16 protein-coding genes are annotated in these 23,693 nt (G+C 70.0%); 13 read left to right on the top strand and 3 right to left on the bottom strand.

Annotated features, from left to right (window positions below; genetic code table 11):
- The first annotated feature begins 318 nt into the window (after positions 1-318).
- The 6 genes from ITJ57_RS15345 (at position 319) to ITJ57_RS15320 (ending at position 6,782) form a co-directional block, all read left to right on the top strand.
- Complete coding sequence (locus ITJ57_RS15345; protein ID WP_194670917.1) at positions 319-1,176, top strand: DUF5819 family protein; 858 nt, start codon at positions 319-321, stop codon at positions 1,174-1,176.
- Entirely contained in the window at positions 1,173-2,216 is a 1,044-nt protein-coding gene (locus ITJ57_RS15340) for an HTTM domain-containing protein (RefSeq protein WP_194670916.1), read from the top strand. Before ITJ57_RS15345 ends, ITJ57_RS15340 begins: the two co-directional genes overlap by 4 nt.
- A gap of 284 nt (positions 2,217-2,500) precedes the next feature.
- The gene (locus tag ITJ57_RS15335; RefSeq protein WP_194670915.1) at positions 2,501-3,289 is read left to right on the top strand and encodes a DeoR/GlpR family DNA-binding transcription regulator; all 789 of its coding nucleotides are present in this window, start codon (positions 2,501-2,503) and stop codon (positions 3,287-3,289) included.
- The gene (locus ITJ57_RS15330; protein ID WP_194670914.1) at positions 3,286-4,311 is read left to right on the top strand and encodes a 1-phosphofructokinase family hexose kinase; all 1,026 of its coding nucleotides are present in this window, start codon (positions 3,286-3,288) and stop codon (positions 4,309-4,311) included. Before ITJ57_RS15335 ends, ITJ57_RS15330 begins: the two co-directional genes overlap by 4 nt.
- A gap of 58 nt (positions 4,312-4,369) precedes the next feature.
- Complete coding sequence (locus ITJ57_RS15325; RefSeq protein WP_194670913.1) at positions 4,370-6,427, top strand: fructose-specific PTS transporter subunit EIIC; 2,058 nt, start codon at positions 4,370-4,372, stop codon at positions 6,425-6,427.
- An 85-nt stretch (positions 6,428-6,512) separates the two neighbouring features.
- Complete coding sequence (locus ITJ57_RS15320) at positions 6,513-6,782, top strand: HPr family phosphocarrier protein (RefSeq protein WP_194670912.1); 270 nt, start codon at positions 6,513-6,515, stop codon at positions 6,780-6,782.
- Positions 6,783-7,232: 450 nt separating this feature from the next.
- On the opposite strand, the gene ITJ57_RS15315 is transcribed toward ITJ57_RS15320, so the two are convergent.
- The gene (locus tag ITJ57_RS15315; protein WP_194670911.1) at positions 7,233-11,135 is read right to left on the bottom strand and encodes a glycoside hydrolase; all 3,903 of its coding nucleotides are present in this window, start codon (positions 11,133-11,135) and stop codon (positions 7,233-7,235) included.
- A 333-nt stretch (positions 11,136-11,468) separates the two neighbouring features.
- The gene (locus ITJ57_RS15310; protein WP_228507283.1) at positions 11,469-12,509 is read right to left on the bottom strand and encodes a LacI family DNA-binding transcriptional regulator; all 1,041 of its coding nucleotides are present in this window, start codon (positions 12,507-12,509) and stop codon (positions 11,469-11,471) included.
- Positions 12,510-12,655: 146 nt separating this feature from the next.
- Between ITJ57_RS15310 and ITJ57_RS15305 the strand changes: the two genes are divergently transcribed.
- From ITJ57_RS15305 to recR, 6 genes are all read left to right on the top strand, one after another.
- Positions 12,656-13,579 carry a carbohydrate ABC transporter permease gene (locus ITJ57_RS15305; protein WP_056014464.1) on the top strand — a complete coding sequence of 308 codons (924 nt, stop codon included), beginning with the start codon at positions 12,656-12,658 and terminating at the stop codon, positions 13,577-13,579.
- Entirely contained in the window at positions 13,579-14,529 is a 951-nt protein-coding gene (locus ITJ57_RS15300) for a carbohydrate ABC transporter permease (protein ID WP_056014467.1), read from the top strand. Before ITJ57_RS15305 ends, ITJ57_RS15300 begins: the two co-directional genes overlap by 1 nt.
- Before the next feature lie 196 nt (positions 14,530-14,725).
- On the top strand, positions 14,726-16,078 hold the full coding sequence (locus ITJ57_RS15295) for a sugar ABC transporter substrate-binding protein (protein WP_056014470.1): 1,353 nt from the start codon (positions 14,726-14,728) through the stop codon (positions 16,076-16,078).
- Between the two features lie 168 nt (positions 16,079-16,246).
- The gene (locus tag ITJ57_RS15290) at positions 16,247-18,004 is read left to right on the top strand and encodes a beta-galactosidase (RefSeq protein ID WP_194670910.1); all 1,758 of its coding nucleotides are present in this window, start codon (positions 16,247-16,249) and stop codon (positions 18,002-18,004) included.
- Positions 18,005-18,075: 71 nt separating this feature from the next.
- A complete protein-coding gene (locus ITJ57_RS15285) occupies positions 18,076-20,739 on the top strand; it encodes a DNA polymerase III subunit gamma and tau (RefSeq protein ID WP_194670909.1) in 2,664 nt (887 codons plus the stop codon).
- 3 nt (positions 20,740-20,742) lie between these two features.
- Positions 20,743-21,342, top strand: a complete 600-nt coding sequence (gene recR, locus ITJ57_RS15280; protein WP_056014479.1) for a recombination mediator RecR — start codon at positions 20,743-20,745, stop codon at positions 21,340-21,342.
- Positions 21,343-21,351: 9 nt separating this feature from the next.
- Here recR and ITJ57_RS15275 read toward each other — a convergent pair whose 3' ends face one another.
- Positions 21,352-22,101: a GNAT family N-acetyltransferase gene (locus tag ITJ57_RS15275; RefSeq protein WP_194670908.1), complete on the bottom strand. Its 750-nt coding sequence runs from the start codon at positions 22,099-22,101 to the stop codon at positions 21,352-21,354.
- 202 nt (positions 22,102-22,303) lie between these two features.
- Here ITJ57_RS15275 and ITJ57_RS15270 point away from each other — a divergent pair, with 202 nt between their 5' ends.
- The gene (locus tag ITJ57_RS15270) at positions 22,304-23,590 is read left to right on the top strand and encodes an aspartate kinase (RefSeq protein ID WP_056014485.1); all 1,287 of its coding nucleotides are present in this window, start codon (positions 22,304-22,306) and stop codon (positions 23,588-23,590) included.
- The last annotated feature ends 103 nt before the right edge of the window (positions 23,591-23,693 follow it).

Below are 23,693 nucleotides of genomic sequence, written 5' to 3'. Positions count from 1 at the left end.
GGCCGTGCCGCATTCGGGTCGGCACGGCCTGCTCCTTCTCCTACGGATGGTTTCGCCGAACCGGAGCCGCCGTGGTTCATCACCAATCACCCAGGAGGAACCGTGACTCCGATCACACGACCATCCGCCGCCCTTCGACAAGCTCAGGGACCGGCACAAGAGCAGGGACCGGCACAAGCTGAGAGACCGGCACAAGCTGAGGGACCGGCACAAGAGCAGGGACCGGCACAAGAGCAGGGACCGGCACAAGCTGAGAGACCGGCACAAGCTGAGGGACCGGCACAAGAGCAGGGGCCGGCACACCATGAGGGCCCGGGCTTGCTCGAGGAACCCCACCCCGAGCGACTGTCCGCTGAGCCGGTCGACGGGCAGGGCAGGCCCGCCCGACGGCACCCCGGGGGAGCGACGCCGGCACCCCCGAAGCGCGCCGCCCGCATCGCCGCGGCCGTCTCGCTCGCGCTCGTCGGCGTGTACGTCGCGGGCACCCTCGTCATCGTCTCGCCCACCACGCCGGTCCGTGGTGCGGTGGTCGCTGCAGCCGGGCCGTACTTCACGCAGAAGTGGAACGTGTTCGCGCCGAGCATCATGAAGACGAACATCACGTTCTCGGTGCAGGCGCAGTGGCGCGACGCCGACGGCGCGCTGGTCAAGTCCGACTGGGTCAACGTCACGAAGCTCGAGCAGCAGGCGGTCCCCGGTCACGCCGAGCCGTCGCGCATCCAGAAGTCGTCGTGGAACGCCATGCTCGCCTACAACGCCCGCTACCTCGCGCTCGACGCCGAGCAGCGGGAGCTCGTCCGCGACACCTTCATCCAGCGCGCCGACGGAGGCGGCTACCGCGCCCAGTCGGCCGAGTCGCTCATCGCCGACCTCGAGGCGGTGGGCGGGACGCCGAGCACCGGGCGCGGTGACATCGTCCGGTTCCTCCGCTACGACTACATGCTGAAGGAGTACGCGACCGCGTTCTCCACGGCGTACTTCGACGAGGACGTCGAACGGGTCAGATGGCGGATCGATCGCACCCGCCCGAACGACTTCGAGAACCGGTTCTCCGATGAGCAGCAGTTCGACGCCACCACCGTCACCTTCGGCTGGCGGCACGTGGACGACGTGATCGACGCCGAGACGCTCGCGGTGTACCGCGACGTGATCAGCCGCTACGGAGGTGCACGATGAACGCCGTCCGCACCGGGTTCGACCGCTTCACCGGATGGGTCACGGGTGCCAAGCACGCCGGCTACAGCCTCTCCGCGCTCCGCATCCTCTACGGGATCGCGATCGTCAGCTTCCTCCTCACGAGCCTCGCCGACCGGCACTACCTGTGGGGCGTCGCGTCCCGGTGGGTGGATCCGGAGGCCAGGCGTCGCGCCTGGTTCCCGCTGTTCGAGGTGGTCTTCACGAAGGACAGCGCCTTCCTCTTCGACCTCGCCTACGGGGCGTTGCTCGTGCTGGGCGTCCTGTTCCTCATCGGGTGGCAGACCCGCTTCGTCACGCCCGTCCTCCTCGTGTTCTGGGTGGGGCTCGCGACGAACAGCACCGTGCTCACCAACGGTGGCGACACGATCCTCCGCATCACGCTCCTCTTCCTCGTGTTCGCGAACCTCTCACGGCACTGGTCGGTCGACGCCTGGCTCGCACGTCGGCGCGGACGCGAACCACGACCCATCCTGCGGGGGCGTCTCGCTATCCCCGAGTGGCTGGGGAACGCGGCGAACAACACCGCGGTGCTGCTCTGCGGGTACCAGATCATGCTCGTGTACGTGAACTCGGGCATCTACAAGCTCATGGGCTCGGAGTGGCGGGAGGGGACGGCGTTCTACTACTCGCTCGTGCTCGACGTGTTCCGGCCGTTTCCGGCGCTCAGCGACCTGGCCTGGCAGATCGCCCCGTTCGTCTGGGTGGCGACCTTCCTGTCGGTCTGGGTGCAGCTGCTGTTCCCGGTCCTCGTCCTGTGGCGACCGACCCGCATCGTCGCCCTCGGGTTCACGATCCTCATGCACCTCGGCATCGGACTCTTCCTCGGGCTGTGGCCGTTCTCGCTCGCGATGATCGCCCTCGACCTGCTGTTCGTCCGCGACCGCACCTGGGTGGCCGCCGGCCGCTGGGCGACGCACGCCGGGGGAGTGCTCCGTCAGTTGCTGCCCGACCGCCCTGCCTCCCAGGGGCGCGAGGCAGCGGAACAACCTGTCACGACGACGGCCGCTTCGCCGTCGTGACTCCAGCCGTCTCGCGCGTTCGGGTGCGAGACGAACAGGCGGTCGGCGCTACGGTTGCGCCGACCGCCGCCCCATGTCGTCCGGTTCCGGTGCGCCCGCGCTGACCCGCCCTTCGACAGGCTCAGGGACCGGGGCTGGTTGCCGTCCTTCGGCGCACTCGCGGACCGGGGCCACCTGATCGGTCGCTGAACCTGCCCAATCGGATCTGTGTTTCTCTGTGTTTGTGTGATACTTTCTTCGCACTGCAAGCCTGCAACACCGGAAACGAAGGTCAAGGACGACGCATGTACGCGACGGAGCGGCACGAGCACATCACCAGCCGGGTGAAGACGAGCGGACGGGTCTCCGTCGCCGACGTCTCCCGGGAGCTGGGCGTCACCGCCGAGACCATCCGTCGCGACCTCGACCAGCTCGAGTCCTCCGGCATCCTGCGCCGGGTCCACGGCGGTGCCGTCTCCGCAGCTCGCGCGTCCGTCGCCGAGGCCAGCCTCGCCGAACGCCAGGACCAGCGCCGCGACGCGAAGGCGACGATCGCCCGCGCCGCCCTCCGCCTCATCCCCGACACCTTCAGCGGTTCGATCGTCATCGACGCCGGGACGACCACGGCACACCTGGCCGACCTCCTCGTCACCTGGAGGCCGGCCGTCGCCGGCCAGACGCTCACCGTCATCACGAACTCCGTGCCGATCGCGGCGACGCTCCACCACTGCGACCACGTCGAGCTCCACCTGCTCGGTGGTCGGGTCCGCGGCATCACGAGCGCCGCGGTCGGCAGCACCACCGTCGACGAGCTCGGCCGTTTCCGTCCCGACATCGCCTTCGTCGGCGCGAACGGCGTGAGCGCCGACTTCGGCCTGAGCACGCCGGATGAGCGCGAAGGGGCCGTGAAGTCCGCGATCGTCCGCGGTTCCCGCCGTGCCGTCGTCCTCGCCGACGCCGCCAAGCTCGGCGAGGAGGCGCTCATCCGCTTCGCCGCCCTCGACGAGATCGACACCGTGATCACCGACGAGCCCGTCTCGCCGGAGCTCGCCACCGCCTTCGAGGGCGCCGGCGTCGAGGTGGTCGTCGCATGATCATCACCCTGACCGCCAACCCCTCCCTCGACCACACCGTCGAACTGCCGGGCGTCGTCGAGCGCGGCGAGGTCCTCCGCGCGCTCGCCAGTCGGGAGCAGCCGGGCGGCAAGGGCGTCAACGTCTCCCGGGCCGTCGCCGCCGCCGAGCTGTCGACCGTCGCCGTGCTCCCCGGTGAGTCGAGCGACCCCATGGTCGAATCGCTCCGCGACCAGGGCATCGACGTCCTCGCCGTCCCGACCGGACAGCCGGTGCGCCGGAACATCACGCTGACCGAGCCCGACGGCACGACGACGAAGATCAACGAGCCGGGCCCGCTCCTCACCGAGGACGACGCCACCCGGCTCGTCGACGCGACCGCCCGCGCCGCCGCCGGCGCCGAGTGGCTGGTCGTCGCCGGTTCACTGCCGCCCGGCCTCGCACCCGACTTCTACGCCAGGGTCGTGCGGGCCGCGCGGGCGCTCGCCGCCGACGGTCGTCCGCTCGTCGCCGTCGACAGCTCCGGCGCACCGCTCGCGGCACTCCTCGCCGCCTTCGCGGACACCGGTGAGCGCGTCGACCTCATCAAGCCCAACGGTGCCGAACTGGCTGAACTCACCGGCTCCGCGTCCGGCGAGGAGATCGAGGCGGACCCGGCGCTCGCCGCGGCCGTCGCTGCGACCCTCGTCGGCTCGGCCGAGGCACCCGGCCCCGTCGTCGCCGTCCTCGTCACCCTCGGCTCGCGAGGCGCCGTCCTCGTCGAAGCCGACCACGCCTGGTTCGCCCGGGCCCCGAAGATCGTGGCGCGCAGCACCGTCGGCGCGGGGGACTCCTCCCTCGCCGGCTACCTGATCGCGCACACCGCAGGCCTCCCGCCTGCAGCCCGCCTCGCGCAGGCCGTCGCCCACGGAGCCGCAGCCGCGGCGCTTCCCGGCAGCGACGTCCCGGCGCTCAGCGAGACCGACGCCGGAGCCATCGACGTCGGCCCGCTTCCGCACCTCGACCACCTCGGTGACCGGGCGTTGCACCTCTCGCGTCCCTGATCCACCGACCACGCACCAACCGAAGCAGCAGCAGCATCCGTTTCGAAGGAGAACCCAGATGTCCACCCCATTGATCACCACCGGCCTCGTCGCCCTCGACGCCGACCTCGGCACCGATCGCGCGGGCGTCATCCGCGCCCTCGCCGAGCTCGTCGTCCGGGCCGGCCGCGCCACCGACACCGACGCGTTGTTCGCCGACGCGTGGGCTCGTGAGAGCAAGACCGACACCGGTATCCCCGGTGGCATCGCGATCCCGCACTGCCGTTCCGCCGCCGTCACCGAGCCGACGCTGGCGATGGCACGTGTCTCGCCGCTCGTCGACTTCGGCTCGGACGACGGCCCGGCCGACCTCCTCTTCTTCATCGCCGCTCCCGACGGCGCCGATCAGGCGCACCTGGCGCTGCTGTCGAAGCTCGCGCGCTCGCTCATCAAGCCCGAGTTCGTGTCCTCGCTCCGTGAGGCCCCCGACGCCGCTGCCGTCGTCTCCCTCGTCGAGGGTGCTCTCGGTGACGCCCCGAAGGCCGCCGCGGCACCCGCTGCGGAGCGCGCAGCCTCGGCTCCCGTCGAGTCCGCCGGCGAGGCGAACCGCCCGGTCCTCATCGCGGTCACGTCCTGCGCCACCGGCATCGCCCACACCTACATGGCGGCCGATTCGCTCGCCGCGACCGCCAAGCGTCTCGGCGTCGAACTCCACGTCGAGACGCAGGGCGCGTCCGGCGCGACCCCGCTGCCCGCCGACGTCGTCGCGAAGGCGCAGGCGGTCATCTTCGCCGTCGACGTGGACGTCCGCGACGTCACCCGCTTCGCCGGCAAGCCCGTCATCAAGGCGCCGGTCAAGCGCGGCATCGACGCACCCGAGCAGCTCATCAACGACGCGGTCGCCGCCATCTCCAACCCGAACGCACCGCGCGTCGCTGCTGCGGCGGGCGAGGCCTCCGCCTCGACGTCCGACAAGAAGGACGCGAACGTCGGTCAGTCGATCAAGCGTTGGCTCCTCACGGGCGTCAGCTACATGATCCCGTTCGTCGCGGGTGGCGGTCTGCTCATCGCCCTCGGCTTCCTCCTCGGCGGATACAACATCACCGAGAACGCCGGCAAGATCATCGTCGAGAACAGCCTCGCGAACCTCCCGGCGGGCGGCCTCGGCACCTACCTCGGAGCCGTCGCGTTCTCCATCGGCAACGCCTCGATGGCCTTCCTCGTCCCGGCCCTCGCCGGGTACATCGCCTACGCGATCGCCGACCGACCGGGCATCGCGCCCGGGTTCGTCGCCGGTGCCGTCGCGCTCCTCATGAGTGCCGGCTTCCTCGGCGGTCTCGTCGGCGGCCTGCTCGCCGGTGGTGTCGCCTACGGCCTCGGTCGTCTGAACGTGCCGCGCTGGTTGCGTGGACTCATGCCGGTCGTGATCATCCCGCTGATCGGCTCGATCGTCGCCTCCGGCCTGATGATCCTCGTCCTCGGCGGCCCGATCGCCGCGCTCATGGGCGGCCTCAACACATGGCTGTCCAGCCTCACCGGTGTCTCCGCGATCCTCCTCGGTGTCATCCTCGGCACGATGATGGCGTTCGACCTCGGTGGCCCCGTCAACAAGGTCGCGTACTCCTTCGCCGTCGCTGGTCTCGGTGCGGGCACGCTCGCCAACCAGGCGCCGTGGCAGATCATGGCCGCCGTCATGGCCGCCGGTATGGTGCCGCCGCTCGCGATGGCACTCGCCTCGACCGTCCTCAGCCGTCGTTCGTTCACCGCCGTCGAGCGGGAGAACGGCAAGGCCGCCTGGCTGCTCGGTGCCGCGTTCATCAGCGAGGGTGCGATCCCGTTCGCCGCCGCCGACCTGTTCCGCGTCATCCCGGCATCGATCCTCGGTGGTGCCGCCACCGGTGCGCTCATCATGGCGACGGGCGTCACCTCACAGGCACCGCACGGTGGCGTGTTCGTGTTCTTCGCGATCGGCAACTTCGCGATGTTCGCCGTGTCGGTCCTCGTCGGCACCGTCATCACCGCGGTCGCCGTCGTCCTGCTCAAGCGGTTCGCCCGCCGCCGCCCGGTGGAGGGTGCGGACACCGCAACCCCCGCCGTCGGCACCGAGCAGGCGACCGTCCGCCCGGCCACCGTCTGACCCACTCCGGGCCTGATCCACAGCCGGACCTGATCCACTGGTCAGGCCCATCCACTCGACATCGAACCTGAGAAGGAGCATCACCATGGCCGAACGCCAAGCCACCATCGCCAGCCGCGTCGGGCTGCACGCCCGCCCCGCCAAGCTCTTCATCGAGACGGTCAAGCGCCAGCCGGTGCCCGTCACGATCGAGCTCGGTGACTCCGGGCCGCTCGACGCCTCGAGCATCCTCACGATCATGAGCCTCGGTGCCACGAACGGTGACGTCGTCACCCTCCGTGCCGAGGGCGAGAATGCCGACGAGGCGCTCGCTGAGCTTGCCGGCCTCCTCGAGACGGACCTCGACGCCGAGTAGTCACCTGCGACGACGGAACCCCGCCACCCGAGTCAGCTCGGGTGGCGGGGTTCCGTCGTTGCTGCCCTTCGACAGGCTCAGGGGCCGGAGGGTCCGGTCACTGAGCCTGTCGAAGTGCGGTGTTCGTCGGGTGCCCCTCGACAGGCTCAGGGACCGGGGTTCTCCGCGGGGATCATTCTGGCCACTGAGCTTGTCGAAGTGCGGTGTCGGTCGGGTGCCCTTCGACAGGCTCAGGGACCGGGGTTCTCCGCGGGGATCATTCTGGTCGCTGAGCTTGTCGAAGTGCGGTGTCGGTCGGGTGCCCTTCGACAGGCTCAGGGACCGGGGTTCTCCGCGGGAGCCGTTCTGGTCACTGAGCTTGTCGAAGTGCGGGTTCTGTCGTTTGCATCCCTTCGACAGGCTCAGGGACCAGAGGGGGTCCGGTCACCGAGCCTGTCGAGGTGCGGTCGGCTAGGCCGAGCGTCGGCGTCGCGCGACGAGCACGGAGCCGAAGCCGACGAGGCCGAGGAGCAGCGCGACGAGCCCGACGGTCGACACGTCGACGCCCGTGCGGGACAGCGAGTCGGCGCCCGCGGCCGAACCACCCGAGGGCGAGCTCGTGCCGTCACCGCTCCCGACCGTGCCGCCGGAACCCGTGCCGGGCCCGGTCCCGGGGTTCGTCCCCGGGTCGGTGCCGGGATCGGTTCCCGGGTCCACCACGGCGGCCAGGACGGTCGCCGGTGCGGACGTCGTCTCGACGGGTGCGAAGCCGTCGGCCGAGACCGTCACCCGCACTGAGAGCGCGGCACCGGCGCTGCCGACGGGCGGGGTGAACGTCGCCGTGTCGGCCCCGTCCAGCACCTCGCCGTCGAGCAGCCACGCGTAGACCACGGTGGCGTCCTCCGGGTCGAGGACGACCGCCGCGGTCGTCGCGACCCCTTCGCGCGCCACGCTCGCCAACGTCGCGGTCGCGACCGCCGTCCTGGCGAAGGTGATCGTCGTCGTCTGCGTGGTCGCGCCGTCGGCCGCCGTCACCGTGATGACGACACCGTCGCTCGCGTCAGCCGCAGCACGGGCCGCCGCAGCCGGAGCAGCGGCGAGCGGTTCGATCGTGACCGTCGCGTCGCGGTCGGCCGGGATCGCGTCGATCACGGGATCCGCGGAGCCGGCCAGCGGCACCTCGTACTCGAGCACGCTTGCGTCGAAGCCCTCGACCGGTGTGCCGTTCACCCGCAGGGCCGCGAGGCCGGCTTCGGTGGCGACCGACGGCGCGAGCGCGTAGATCTCCACCTCCGAGACGACGAGGTGCGTGTTCGGGTACGCCGTCATGACGACGCGCACGGCCGAGGTCGACACGCCGCCGAGGTCGACGTCGACGACCGGTGCCGTCCCGCCGGCAGGAACCGGCACGGTGACCGCTCCGCCCGGCGCATCGATCCATGTCCCGTCGGCGTCGCGGTACTGCACCGTCAGCGCACTCGGCCAGCTGTTCGTCCCACCGTCCTTGTAGGCGTAGAAGGTCACGTGCTCGACCGTCTGCGCGGAACCCAGCTCATAGCTGAGGGTGTCGCCCGCCGGCTTGTCCGACGACCGCCAGTTCGACCACCCCTTGTCGGTGCGTACGCCGTTCTTCGTGTTGCTCGCCGGGTAGCCCGACTCCATCGACGTCGCACTCGCGACGGTCGTCGGGTCGGGAGCGATGTTGCGCTCGCCGGGAGCCGTCACGATGACCGACAGGAGGGCGTCGATCGGTGCGGCCGCCGGGTCGTTGGAGACCGCGGTGCCCGTCACCCGGACCACGCCGGGTTCGGCGAAGTCCTCGTCGGTCAACGCGTCGACAACCCACGTCACCGCGGCGTCGAAGCGGTTGACGCTCGCCCCGATCTGCGCGGGGACGGTGGCCGGGACGGCGTCGATCACGGCGCTCGCCGGCGTGCCGGCCGCGACGGTCAGCGAGACGGGCTCCGTGGTGGTGAACCCGCCGATGTCGACGGTCGCCTGCGCGGTGAAGGCCGTTCCCCACCCGTCAGTGCCGGACCCGGTCACGACGATCGTGCCGGGGGTGTTCCAATCCACGGCCGAGGTGTCCCAGGTGACCGGGACGGGCGAGCCCTGCACGGTGCCGTAGAGCGGGACGACGGTGTTCGGCAGCGCGGCAGGCACACCGGCGATGGTCTGCGCCACGACCGGCTGGACGCCGGTGAGCGCGATGTCGACGAAGGCCCAGGTCTGGTTCGCGCCGTTGTTCGACTGGTAGACACCGACGGCAGCGCCCGTCGTGGTCGACTGTCCGCCGACCTCGAGTGCCTGACTGGTGCCCGCGTTCACGAGGCTCCACTCGGCGCCGTTCGTCGTCGTGGGGATCCACTGCAGGGACGGGTCGGTCGCGGCCTGTTCCCGGGTCGCGGTCGCCAGGGACGTCCCGGCCGAGCTCGCGGCGAGGAGCGCGCCCGAACCGCTGCGCATCGCGTACCGGGCGGTGCTGGTGCCCCCGCCGGACAGGAGTTCGGCGGTCCAGACCTGGGCGGCGCCGGTGGCGGCGTCGGACGCGCGAGGCGCGATCGTGCCGGCCGGGACCGTACCCGTGGAGTTGGACGCGGTGAACGCCTTCGCGCTCTGCTTCCCGACGAGCTGGTAGCCGTGTCCGTCCTGGAACGGTGCGGCGTCCGCAGCGACACCGGTGGCGCCGTCGACGAGGAAGGTGGTGACCGACTTCGCGGGGACGGTCAACGTCGCCTGCTTGGTGACGGGGTCGATCGCGACGGCCGCGCCCTGCACGAGGGCGTTCGCGGTGACGTCGTCCGCGGGGGACTCGGTGGTGACCACGGGAGTGACGGTGGCGCCGGGTGCGATGCTGGCGAACTTGGACAGGTCGATGGTGATCGTCCGAGCCGAGGTCGACGGGTTCGCGTGGACGAGGTTCACGCCGGTGCCGTCGGCGCGCAGGGCCGTGGTGGTCTCCGCATCGGTGGACGGGATGAGGTGGTCGCCGGGCTGCACGTAGTGGGTGAAGTTCCGGAGCGTGTTGTACTTCGCGTTCGTCTGCACGGAGCAGCTCGGGTCGGCGTCACCGTCGGCGATGCGGCGCTCGGAGTCGCCCTCGGCGTTGCAGTCGAAGTCGATGAGGACGCTGCCCCAGTTGAGCTTCTCGACCTTCTCCATGTTGTAGAGGTCCTCGACCGGCTGCCAGAGGACCCAAGCCGTCGGCTCGAGGTTCCGGAGGTCGTCGATGAGGTGCGTCGCCATGCCGATGCCGTTGTCGATGTTCGTGAGGTTGTGCTTGCCGCTGGAGTCCCAGTCGCCTTCGACCTCGCTCATCCAGAGCGGCTTGCCGGCGGTCTTCGCGATGTCGCGTGCGACGACGCTGCCGCCCTGTCCGTAACTGTGGACGTTGAGCTGCGTCACGAGGTCCTTGGCGGCCTGTGACCAGCCGTTCCAGTTCGTGGCGAAGATGCCTGGGTTGGTCTCGTCCATCGCGGCGATGACCGCCTCCGTGGACGTGCCCTCGGCAGCCAGGCGCTCCGCGAGGGCCTTGATCACGGTGTCCTGCATGGCGGGCCCGATGTGCGCGCCCTCCTGCCGGCCGCCCTTCGGCCAACCCGTGGCCTCGTCGATCTGCGTGCCCCAATAGTTCGTGTTCGGTTCGTTGAACGGGTCGATCGTGTCGAAGTCGATGCCGGTGTCGGCCTCGAGGTGGTCGACCACGGTGGTGAGGTACGCGACGAAGTCGTCGACGCTCTCGGGTTTCAGCTGCTCGTCGGCGGCGTTGACGTTGCCGGAGACGTAGCCGCTCTCGGTCATGAAGTACGGCGGGGAGTTGCTGAACGCCTCCCACTTGGTGATCTTGTCCTTGAGGGCCGTGAGCCACCAGCGCTGGGTCTCGTCGGCCGTGAAGTCGTAGGAGGCCGGGTCGTCGGCGTCCCAGGCCGCGGCGTAGCGGTCGCGGTCGGCGTAGTCGGAGGTGATAGGCCCGTCGGCGTCGCTCGCGCCGAGCTCGGGGTTCCACCAGCCGTCGACGGCGCCGCCGGCGCGGAGGTAGGGCGGGACGTCGCTGGCGTTGCCGCCGCCGATGTTGTAGCGGGCGATGTTGAGGTTGAGTCCGTCCTCGCCGAACACCTTGTCGAACAGGTCCTGGCGGACGTCGGCCGGGTAGTCGCCGGTCGCGTTGGCGAACCAGACCAGGCTCGTGCCCCAGCCCTCGAAGGCTTCGTTCTGGTAGGCGGGGTTCGGTGTGATGGTCAGGGCGGTGCCCTCCGCGGCGGCGGCCGGCGGCGCCTCCACGGTGGCGAGTGCTGGTGCGATCGCGGCGATGCCGAGGGCGACGGCGACGGTCGCTCCGATCGTTCGGCGGCGGACTGGTGACGGCAGTGTCATCGGTGGTTCCTTCGTTGGAGGCCGTGGTGCAGATCGATGTTCACGTGAACATTTCGGAGCGTCATGCCACCGTGTTCACGTCAACATTTCCGACGAGTATGGGCGACCCCTCGCTCGGGTGTCAAGGATGAGCCGGTCACTGAGCTCCCCGTTTCCGGTCACTGAGCTCCCCGTTTCCGGTCACTGAGCTCCCCGTTTCCGGTCACTGAGCCTGTCGAAGTGCGGAGGTGGGCATTTCGACAAGCTCAATGACCGGACGGGTGCAGCTCAATGACCGGACGGGTGCAGCTCAATGACCGGACGGGTGCAGCTCAATGACCGGACGGGTGCCGGTCAGTGCGTGGGTGGGGGAGCGGTGCTCGCTCGCACGACGAGACGGGTCGGCGTCAACGGCTCGGAGGACGCCGACGGGCCCTCCTCGATCTCGCGGAGGAGCGTCGTGATCGCCCGGCGCCCGATCTCGTCGAAGTCCTGGTGCACGGTCGTGAGCGGCGGCCAGAAGGAGTCCGACTCCGGGGTGTCGTCGAAGCCGACCACGCTGATCGACTCCGGCACGGCACGCCCCCGCTCGTGCAGGGCGCGCAGGAGTCCGAGCGCCATCTGGTCGTTCGAGGCGAAGACGGCGGTGATCTCCGGGCGCTCGGCGATCTCGAGGCCGATCTCGTAGCCGGAGGTCGTCGACCAGTCGCCACGGAACGCGGGCGGCGGCGTGATGCCGGCCGCGCGCAGGGTGTCGCCCCAGCTCTGCTCACGACGGGCCGCCGAGTAGGAGGTGCGGGGACCGGCGATGTGCCACACGCCCTGGTGCCCGAGGTCGAGGAGGTGCTGGGTCGCCAACGCCGCACCCTGCGCCTGGTCGTTGTCGACGACCGGGTAGTCGGTGCGCGCGGCCGAGTCGATGACGACGACGGGCAGGCCGGCCGGCAGCTCGACGTCGGCGCCGTCGACGATGTGCGACTCGATCACGATGATGAGCCCGTCGACGTCCTGCTCGCGGAGGCTGTCGAGGGCGACGGCGACATCGCGCTGCGTCGGGTACTCGACCGGGACGACGGTGACGGAGTACCCGGCCCGCGCCGCCTGCACGGTGATCGCGTCGAGCGTGCGCATGTTGCCGTAGGAGGAGAGGGTGAACATCGTGATGCCGATGCTGCGGGTCCGGCCGGACCGGAGGGCGCGGGCGGCCCGGTTCGGGCGGTAGCCGAGCTCGGTCATCGCTTCGAGGACGCGGTCGCGGGTGCCGTCGTCGACGTTCGTCAGCCCGTTCGCGACGCGCGACACCGTCTGCGAGGAGACGCCGGCGTGGGCGGCGACGTCCGCCATGGAGGGCGCACGTCTGGCGCGGCCAGGCGCTCGCTGGGTCGTGTCCGTCATGGTCTCCCTATCGTCGCATCCATCCTTGCATGTTGACGTGAACATGCTATGGTACCGAACAGATGTTGACGTAAACATCACCGGCGACACCCCCACCACGCCACACCGCACGACGGTTCCACCCGAATCCAGCAAGGAAGCTGCCCATGACCACCACGACCGCTCGCACCGGCCGGCCACCAGCGGTCCGCGTCCACCGCCGCGACCGCCGGGATTGGAAGGGGTGGGCGTTCATCGCCCCCTTCATGATCGTCTTCGCGCTGATGATCATCGCGCCCCTCGTCTACGCGCTCTACCTCAGCTTCTTCCAGGAGAAGCTCATCGGTGGCAACGCCTTCGTCGGGTTCGACAACTACCTCCAGGTCTTCCAGGACCCGAAGTTCTGGGAGCCGTTCGGCCGCGTCGCGCTGTTCTTCGTCGTGCAGGTGCCGATCATGCTGGCCCTGTCCCTCACGGCCGCACTCGCACTCGACAGTGCCCGACTGCACGGCGCCGCCTTCTTCCGCATCGCCCTCTTCCTGCCGTACGCGGTGCCCGGCGTCGTCGCAGCGCTCATCTGGGGCTTCATCTACGGCGACCAGTTCGGACTCGCGGGCAGCTTCAACGACCTCGTCGGCGCGCAGATCCTCGAGCCGTTCAGCTCGCAGGCCGTCCTCGCCTCCATCGGCAACATCGTCACGTGGGAGTTCATGGGCTACAACATGCTCATCTTCTACGCCGCCCTCCGGGTGGTCCCCGGCGAGATCTACGAGGCGGCCGAGATCGACGGCGCCGGACAGTTCCGCACGGTCTTCAGCATCAAGATCCCCGCCCTCCGCGGCGCGCTCGTCATCGCGACGATCTTCTCCGTCATCGGGTCCTTCCAGCTCTTCAACGAGCCGAACCTGCTGAAGAACCTCGCCCCCAACGTGATCACAAGCAACTTCACGCCGAACATGTACGCCTACAACCTGTCCTTCGCGGGTCAGCAGTTCAACCTCGCGGCCACGGTCGCGATCATCATGGGCGTCATCACCGCCGTCATCGCCTACGTCGTGCAGGTGCGCGGCTCCCGACAGGAGAACAGCTGATGGCCACCGTCTCGAACCCCACCGTGCGTCCGCAGACCGTCTCGACGAGCACCGCCCGCAACGCACGCGCCTTCGACCGCCCCACCCGGAAGCGCCACGATCCGCGCCGCAAGCGCTCGCTCGTCCTGACGATCGTCATGGCCGTGTTCCTCATCTACTCCGTCGTCCCGATCCTCTGGCTCGTCATCAACGCGACGAAGTCCCAGCCCGACCTCTTCTCCTCCTTCGGCCTCTGGTTCGGCGACGGCGGGTTCAACCTGTGGCAGAACATCGTCGACACCGTGACCTACCGCGACGGACAGTTCGTCGGCTGGTTCGGCAACACGCTCCTCTACGTGGTCGTCGGCGCCGGCGGGGCGACCCTCCTCGCGACGATCGGCGGCTACGGGCTCGCGAAGTTCCGGTTCCCGGGCAAGCGTGCGGTCTTCGCGATCATCCTCGGCTCCATCGCGGTGCCGGGCACCGCGCTCGCCGTGCCGACGTTCCTCATGTTCAGCCAGCTCGGCCTGACGAACACCCCGTGGGCCGTCATCCTGCCCTCGCTCGTGAGCCCGTTCGGCCTCTACCTGATCTGGACGTATGCGGTCGACGCGGTGCCCACCGAACTGCTCGAAGCGGCGCGGATGGACGGCGCGGGTGAGTTCCGCACCTTCTTCACGATCTCGCTCCGGCTGCTCGGTCCCGGCATCGTCACGGTCCTCCTCTTCGCGATCGTCGCGACCTGGAACAACTACTTCCTGCCGCTGATCATGCTCTCCGAACCCACCTGGTATCCGCTCACCGTCGGCCTCAGCCAATGGAGCGCACAGGCCACGGGTGTCGCGGCCCAGCCGATCTTCAACCTCGTGATCACCGGATCGCTCCTGACCATCGTCCCGATCGTCATCGCGTTCCTCTTCCTGCAGCGCTTCTGGCAGTCCGGCCTCAGCGCCGGCAGCGTCAAGGGATGATCCGCTCCCTGAACTCCCTCCCCGGTCCCTGAACTCCCTCCCCGGTCCCTGAACTCCCTCCCGGTCCCTGAGCTCCCTCCCCGGTCCCTGAGCTTGTCGAAGGGCCCCGTCCCACAACCGCTTTCCCCCGGTCCCTGAGCTTGTCGAAGGGCCACCAGCACCACTCCTCCTCCCAACGCAGTGAAAGGAAACACCCATGAAGCGCATCTCACCGTCCCGCACGGTCCTGCGCCGCGCGGCCACGGCGGCCGTCGCGTCCGCGATGATCGGAGCCTCGCTCGTCGCCTGCTCGTCCGGTGGCGGCACCACCGCCTCTGGCGACGCGAAGGACATCGAATCGGCCCTCGAGGCCGGTGGCGAGCTCACCTACTGGTCGTGGACCCCGTCCGCCGAGGCCCAGGTCGCCGCGTTCGAGAAGGCCTACCCCAAGGTCAAGGTCAACCTCGTCAACGCCGGCACCAACACCACCGAGTACACGAAGCTGCAGAACGCGATCAAGGCCGGCAAGGGTGCCCCCGACGTCGCGCAGGTCGAGTACTACGCCATCCCGCAGTTCGCGCTGAGCGACTCCCTCGTCGACCTCAACGCCTACGGCTTCGGCGACCTCAAGGACGACTACAGCCCCGGCCCGTGGAGCTCCGTCAACATCGGCGACGGCCTGTACGCCCTCCCGCAGGACTCCGGCCCAATGGCCATGTTCTACAACAAGACGGTGTTCGACCAGTACGGCATCGCCGTCCCGACCACCTGGGACGAGTACATCGCCGCCGCAGCCCAGCTGCACACCGCCGACCCGTCGAAGTACATCACCAACGACTCCGGTGACTCCGGCTTCGCGACCAGCATGATCTGGCAGGCCGGCGGTCGTCCGTTCACCGCCGACGGCACCAAGGTGAGCGTCAACCTCGCCGACGAGGGCTCGAAGAAGTGGGCCGACACCTGGAACCAGCTCGTCGAGGGCGACCTGCTCTCCGACGTCCCCGGGTGGAGCGACGACTGGTACAAGTCGCTCGGCAACGGCAGCATCGCGACGCTCATCACGGGCGCTTGGATGCCCGGTGTGCTCGAGTCGTCCGTCGCCGAGGCCTCCGGCCAGTGGCGCGTCGCCCCGATCCCGACCTACGACGGCAAGCCGGCCAACGCCGAGAACGGTGGCGGTGGCCAGGTCGTGCTGAAGCAGAGCAAGAACCCGGCGCTCGCCGCGGGCTTCCTCAAGTGGCTGAACAACGACGAGGAGAGCGTCAAGGTCTTCCTCGACAACGGCGGCTTCCCGGCGACCACCGCCGACCTGAACTCCGACGAGTTCCTCTCCGCCGCCCCCGAGTACTTCGGTGGACAGAAGATCAACGAGGTGCTCGTCCAGGGTGCCAAGGACGTGTCGACGGGTTGGCAGTACCTGCCCTACCAGGTCTACGCGAACAGCATCTTCGCGGACACCGTCGGGCAGTCCTACGCCAACCGGGCCGACCTGAACGACGGTCTGGCCGACTGGCAGAAGCAGCTCGTCGAGTACGGCAACACGCAGGGCTTCACGGTCACCGAGAAGTAGTCGTCCACCGGCTCCGGTCCCTCCCGGAGCCGGTGGCGCGGCCTGCGGTCTCACCGCGGGCACCTGCACCACCAGCAGCATCGACCGTGGCCGGTCGACGGACCCTCAGGGTCTCGTCGGGCCGGCCACGGTCGCTCCATCCCGACCTCTTCATCACGGAGCCCCAGCATGCCCACGTTCTCCATCGGCGCCGACGACTTCCTGCTCGACGGCCAGCCGTTCCGGATCCTCTCCGGAGCCCTCCACTACTTCCGGGTGCACCCCGAGCAATGGGCGGACCGCATCGCGAAGGCGAAGCTCATGGGGCTCAACACGATCGAGACGTACGTGGCCTGGAACCAGCACAGTCCCGCGCGCGGCGTGTTCGACACCAGCGGCTCCAACGACCTCGAGCGCTTCCTCGACCTCATCGCCGACGCCGGCATGTACGCGATCGTGCGCCCCGGCCCCTACATCTGCGCCGAGTGGGACAACGGCGGCCTGCCGGGCTGGCTGCTCCACGACCCGGAGCTCGGACTGCGTCGCAGCGAGCCCCGGTACCTCGCGGCCGTCCGCGAGTACTTCGAGGCCCTCCTCCCGATCGTCGCCACGCGGCAGATCGACCGCGGCGGTCCCGTCATCCTCGTGCAGGTCGAGAACGAGTACGGCGCCTACGGGGACGACCACGACTACCTCCGCACGCTGACCGCCTGGACCCGCGAGCTCGGGATCACCGTGCCGCTGACGACGGTCGACCAGCCGACCCCGCAGATGCTCGAGGACGGCAGCATCCCCGAACTCCACAAGACCGGTTCCTTCGGCAGCCGCTCGCTCGAACGCCTCGCGACGCTGCGGGAGCACCAGCCGACCGGGCCTCTCATGTGCTCGGAGTTTTGGGACGGGTGGTTCGACCACTGGGGGGAGCACCACCACACGACCCCGGTGGCGGAGACGGCCGCCGACCTCGACGCGCTGCTCGCGACCGGTGCATCGGTCAACATCTACATGTTCCACGGCGGGACGAACTTCGGATTCACCGGCGGTGCGAACGACAAGGGGCAGTACCGCTCCCACGTCACGTCCTACGACTACGACGCCCCGCTCGACGAGGCCGGCCACCCGACGGAGAAGTTCTTCGCCTTCCGCGACGTGATCGCGAAGTACGCCGAGGTGCCGACGGACGTCCCGCCCGCCGCGACGGACGCGCCGGCGTTCACCGCCGCCTTCGAGTCGGAGGTGTCCTTCGCGAAGGTCGCCGATGTGCTCGCACCACTCGAAGCGTTCGACCGGATCCCGACGATGGACGAACTCGGGGCCTTCAGCGGTCTCGCCCGCTACCGCGCGGAGCTCGGCGGACGTGGCGGCGTGCTGCGGTTCGGCGAGGTACGCGACCGCGTCGTCGTGTCCGTCGACGGCGCGCCGGTCGGGACGCTGACCCGCGAGTTCCAGGAACGTTCCCTCGTGATCCCGGCGGGCGAGACGCTCGAACTCCTCCTCGAGAACCAGGGACGCGTCAACTACGGCAAGCGCCTGGGCGAGCCCAAGGGGATCATCGGGCCGGTGTCGCTCGACGGCGTCGAACTGACGGACTGGGGGATCGCGCCCGTCGCCCTCGACCGACTCGACGAGGTCGTCGACGCCGCGGCCTCACAGGTGCCTGGCGCACCGATCAGCGGTGCCGGACCGGTGCTGCTCACCGCGACCGTCACGCTCGAGGCGCCCACCGACCTGTTCCTCGACACCGTCGACTGGGGCAAGGGACTCGTGTGGGTGAACGGCTTCCTGCTCGGCCGCTACTGGTCGAGAGGGCCGCAGCACACGCTCTACGTCCCGGGTGGTCAGTTGCGTGCGGGGGCGAACCGGTTCACCGTGTTCGAGTTCCACGCGTTGACCTCGCCGGAGCTCTCCTTCCTGGCCCGTCCGTCGCTCGGTCCCGTGGAGTTCTAGGCCCGCCTGAGCGACGGCCGTCCGCTTCCGGCAGCGGCCCCGATGTCGGAGGCGACGGCTACCATTGGTGGGTGGTCACTGCTCTGTATCGCCGGTATCGGCCCGAGACGTTCGCCGAGATGATCGGTCAGGCGCAGGTCACCGATCCCCTCATGACGGCCCTGCGCACCAACCGGGTCAATCACGCCTATCTGTTCAGCGGTCCGCGAGGCTGTGGCAAGACGACCTCGGCCCGGATCCTGGCGCGCTGCCTCAACTGCGCCGAGGGCCCGACCGACACCCCCTGCGGCGTCTGCGCGAGCTGCGTCGACCTCTCGCGCGACGGCTCGGGGTCGCTCGACGTCGTCGAGATCGACGCCGCCAGCCACAACGGTGTCGATGACGCCCGCGACCTCCGCGAGCGCGCCATCTTCGCGCCGGCCCGCGACCGCTACAAGATCTTCATCCTCGACGAGGCGCACATGGTCACTCCGCAGGGCTTCAACGCGCTGCTGAAGATCGTCGAGGAGCCGCCGGAGCACGTGAAGTTCATCTTCGCGACGACCGAGCCCGACAAGGTGATCGGCACCATCCGTTCGCGCACCCACCACTACCCGTTCCGGCTCATCCCGCCGGCCCAGATGCTCGACTACGTGCAGCAGCTCTGCGACAGCGAGCACGTCGGCGTCGAGCCGGGCGTCCTGCCGCTCGTGGTCCGTGCCGGTGGCGGTTCGGCCCGCGACACCCTGTCGCTGCTCGACCAGCTGATGGCCGGCTCGGAGGGCGACTCGGTCGACTACGAACGCGCGGTCGCGCTGCTCGGCTACACGCACACCGCGCTGCTCGACGAGGTCGTCGACGCCCTCGCCGCGCGTGATTCCGGAGCCGCGTTCAGCACGGTCGACCGCGTTATCCAGACGGGTCAGGACCCACGCCGCTTCGTCGACGACCTGCTCGAACGGCTCCGCGACCTCATCGTCGTCGCCGCCACCGGCGAGAACGCGGCCGCCGTGCTGCGCGGTCTGCCCCAGGACGAACTCGACAAGATGCTCGGCCAGGCACGGGCGTTCGGCATCGCCGAGCTGTCCCGCACGGCGGACGTCGTCAACGAGGCGCTCACCCAGATGACGGGCGCGACCTCGCCGCGGCTCCACCTCGAACTCATGATGGCCCGCATCCTCGTCCCCGCGGCCGACGACTCCGCCCGTGGCGCGCTCGTCCGGGTCGAGCGCCTCGAGCGCCGTATCGGTGTCGACGGCGTCGCCGCCGACCCAGCAGCTGTGGCGCCGTCGGCGTCGGTTCCGGCGTCCGCCTCGGTCGCCGCCGTCCCGGCCTCGGGGCCGTCTTCCACGCCGGCCCCGGCTTCCGCGTCGTCTCCGGTCCCCGAGCCGGTCGCCCCTCCGGCTCCGGCCCCGGCCCCGGCTGCGCCCCGCGTCGGCCCGGTCACCTTGCAGCTCGTCCGCGACGCCTGGCCGGAGATCGTCGCCCGCGTCGAGAAGGCCGACCGCAAGGCGTGGATGATCGTCGTCAACGCCCAGGTCGGTGGCTACTCCGACGACGAGGTCCTCACCCTCCTGTTCGCGAACAACAGCGACCTCAACGATTTCAAGGCCCGCCACGCCCCGGGCACCGGGGTGGCCGAGGTCCTGCGCACCGCGGTGCTCGACGTCCTCGGCGTGCGGGTCAAGTACCTCGCCAAGGTCGCGGGGGCCGAGGAGCCGCCGGCGGTCCGCGCCGCTGCGCCGGCGTCAGGCCCCGCCTCCTCGGAGCCGTCCGCCTGGTCGACGCCGAGCCTGCCGCAGAACGTCCCGGCGCCTTCCGCTCCGGCGTCGTCAGCCGGCTCCGCCTCGGCAGGGTCGCGTCCCTCGTGGCCGACGGTCGCGCCTGCCGGAGGAGCGGACGCCGCGTCCTCGGTCGAGCCCGCATCCACCGGCCCGGGAACGCCCGCCGTCGAGTCGTCGGCTCCTGCTCCGTCGCCTGCGGCACCGGTCGAGGAGCGCGCATCGGTCTCGTCCTCCTCCTGGGCGACGGTCGCCCCGCCGGCCGACGACCCCGAGCCGTCCCCGGCCCCTGCCTCGGCGTCGCAACCGTCCTCGGTCCCTGAGCCGTCTCCGGTCCCTGCCTCGGCGCCGCAACCGTCCTCGGTCCCTGAGCCTGTCGAAGGGCCCACCTCGTCACGTGGGCCCGCCTCCGCGACGCCACCATCCCCGGTCCCGGCGCCTGTCGAGGGGCCTACCTCGTCTCCGGCGCCTGCCTCCTCGACGCCCCCATCTCCGGTCCCTGAGCTTGTCGAAGGGCAGCCCGCCCAGCCCACCGGTTCCGCAGCTCCCACGCCGACGACCACCCCGCCCGCCTCGCGCCAGCAGGCCGCACCGCCGCGCCAGCAGGCGCCCGCCCGAGGTCCCGCCAACGGCGACGCGCTCGGCTCGCGGACCGTCACCTGGGACGTGGTCTCGATCCCGTCCGACGCGGACGCACCGCCGCCGGACGACGAGCCGCCGTACCCCGACCCCTACGACGCCCCGGCGCCCGCGGCGGCGGCCTCGGCTCCCGCCACTCCGGCGCCGGCCGCCTCGGCCGCCCCACCCGTGGCGGAGCGCCGGCAGCCGCTCGTCAAGATGCGTCAGGCGCCTCCGGCGTCGGCGGGATCCCATCCGGCGGGCGACAACCGGTACGGCGAGAGCGTCGTCCGCGAGCTCCTCGGCGCCACATTCATCGAGGAGCAGCCGCACGAGCCGCGCTCCGGAGGGCGGTAGGCCATGTACGAGGGAATCGTCCAAGATCTGATCGACGAGTTCGGGCGACTGCCGGGCATCGGTCCGAAGTCGGCGCAGCGCATCGCGTTCCACATCCTCCAGACGGAGTCGTTCGACGTGTCGAAGCTCGCCGAGCTGCTCACCGTCGTGCGCGAGAAGGTGAAGTTCTGCGAGATCTGCGGCAACATCTCCGAGCAGAACCTCTGCAGTGTGTGCCGCGATCCGCGACGCAACCCGGCACTCATCTGCGTCGTCGAAGAGCCGAAGGACGTCGTCGCGATCGAGCGCACGCGCGAGTTCCGTGGGTTCTACCACGTGCTCGGGGGTGCCATCAGCCCCATCGACGGCGTCGGGCCGGACGACCTCAACATCCGTCGGCTCATGCAGCGTCTGGCCGACGGTACGGTCACCGAGGTCATCATCGCGACCGACCCGAACCTCGAGGGCGAAGCGACCGCCACCTACCTCAGTCGGCTGCTGCTCCCGATGGGGATCCGCATCACCCGACTCGCCTCCGGCCTGCCCGTCGGCGGCGACCTCGAGTACGCCGACGAGGTCACCCTCGGACGCGCGTTCGAGGGCCGCACCGTCGTCAGCGGCTGAGTCGGCCGCTCAGTCGGCGGACGGTGAGGGCCACTCGGCGACCACCGGCCGCACCGAGAGCTGCCGACCGACAGCGGAGAAGCCGAGCTTCCTCGCGACCGCTCGCGATCCGGGGTTCGTGTCGGCCGCCCGCCATTGGGGGAGCAGGTTGTGCTCGAGCGCGTGCTCGACGGCGGTCGAGGCGAGCCGAGTCGCGAGACCGGTCCCGCGAGCCTCCGGTGCCGTCAGCGCCGTCACGTGTGCGACCCCGAGCGGCCAGGAGCGGTAGCCGGCGACGGCCAGCACACGTCCGTGGTCCCGCACGGAGAACAGGGGAGAGGTGATCCCGAAGATCCCGCTCTCCGAGGCCTCATCGTCGCCCACCTTCGACAGCATGGACTCGATGGCCGGGTCGCTCGCCTTGCTCGCGACCACGTCGATCTCCTCGGCGGGCGTGAACCGGCCGGGCAGCAGGTAGTCGAGGGTCGCCGGCCCGAGGACCTCGGCGATCTGCATCCGGGATCGCAGGAAGTCGACGGTGCCGACGTTCTTCGGTGATTCGTCCTCGATGGCCAGCCGTCTCGCGGTCTCCTCCTCGGGCACGATCGCGAGAGCACTGCCGGCGATCTCGACGACGCCGATCCAGCCGGGCGGGCAGGCCATCGACCCGGCGTTCACGACGACCGCCACACGTCCCGGGGTGAACCGTGCGGTCGGCGAGGCGAGCCCCTGCCAGAGGCGGCGCACCGTCGCGAGCACCCGAGCGTCGTCCTGTTGCATGCGCCAACCCTACCGAGGCTCACCCGCCTCCCCGCCGCAGGAGATCGGCTTGGCAGCAGGACCGGACGGGCCGAAGCGTCCTGCTGCGGAGCGGATCCCCTGCCACCGGGAGCGGGTCGTCACATGAACGGCGCGGAATGCTCGGATGGGTAGGATGATCGCGGGGCCGCTCGTGCCCGCACCGACTTCCCCAGGAGATCCGATGGCATTGATCGTGCAGAAGTTCGGCGGGTCATCCGTCGCTGACGCCGAGAGCATCAAGCGCGTGGCGAAGCGCATCGTCGAGACCCGCAAAGCGGGCAACGAGGTCGTCGTCGCCGTCTCGGCGATGGGCGACACGACCGACGAACTGCTCGACCTCGCCCACGAGGTCACGCCCATCCCGGCGCCGCGTGAGCTCGACATGCTCCTCTCGAGCGGTGAGCGCATCTCGATGGCGCTCCTCGCGATGGCCATCAGCAGCATGGGCTACGTCGCCCGCTCCTTCACCGGCAGCCAGGCCGGCATGATCACGGACGCCCAGCACGGCGCCGCCCGCATCGTCGACGTCACCCCGGTCCGCTTGCGCGAGGCCCTCGACGACGGCGCGATCGTCATCGTCGCCGGGTTCCAGGGCTTCAACCGCGACACCCGCGACATCACGACGCTCGGGCGAGGCGGCTCGGACACCACGGCCGTCGCCCTCGCCGCCGCCCTCGACGCCGACGTCTGCGAGATCTACACCGACGTCGACGGCATCTTCACCTCCGATCCACGGGTCGTGCCGAAGGCGCGCAAGATCGACCGCATCTCCAGCGAGGAGATGCTGGAGCTCGCCGCCTCGGGCGCGAAGGTCCTCTACATCCGCGCCGTCGAGTACGCACGCCGTCACGGCGTGACGCTCCACGTCCGCTCGTCCTTCAACAACAACGAAGGCACGCTCGTCCTGAACGATGCGGGCCGCAACAACCCAGGAGCAGGTGAAGCACCCATGGAGCAGCCCATCGTCGCCGGAGTCGCGACCGACCTCAGCGAAGCGAAGATCACCGTCGTCGGCGTCCCCGACCTGCCCGGCAAGGCGGCGGAGATCTTCACGATCGTCGCGAAGTCCGGCGGCAACGTCGACATGATCGTGCAGAACGTGTCGACCGCCGTCTCCGGCGTCACCGACATCTCCTTCACGCTTCCGAAGCCCGAGGCGCAGCAGGTGCTGCGCGCCCTCGCCGCCGAGCAGGGGCGGGTGGGCTTCTCGGCCATCCAGCACGACGACCAGATCGGCAAGCTCGCGCTCGTCGGCGCCGGCATGCGCACGAACACGGGTGTGTCCGCGAAGCTCTTCGAGGCGCTCAGCGCTGCGGGGATCAACATCGAGATGATCTCGACGAGTGAGATCCGCATCTCGGTCGTGACGCGCGCCGACACCCTGAACAAGGCCGCCAACGTGGTGCACTCCGCGTTCGGTCTCGACGGCGAGGACGAGGCCGTCGTCCACGGCGGTACCGGCCGCTAGCCCTCCGCCCTTCGACAAGCTCAGGGGCCGGACGGTCGTCTGAGGGACCGGTTGGTCGACTCGAGGCACCGGATGGTCCACCCAGGGGGTCGGCACGGCCGAT

The organism is Plantibacter sp. VKM Ac-2880 (genome assembly GCF_015351235.1).
Lineage (GTDB): Bacteria > Actinomycetota > Actinomycetes > Actinomycetales > Microbacteriaceae > Plantibacter.
The sequence above is the reverse complement of the archived record's forward strand: the minus strand, read 5'-3'. Positions and strand labels throughout refer to the sequence as shown.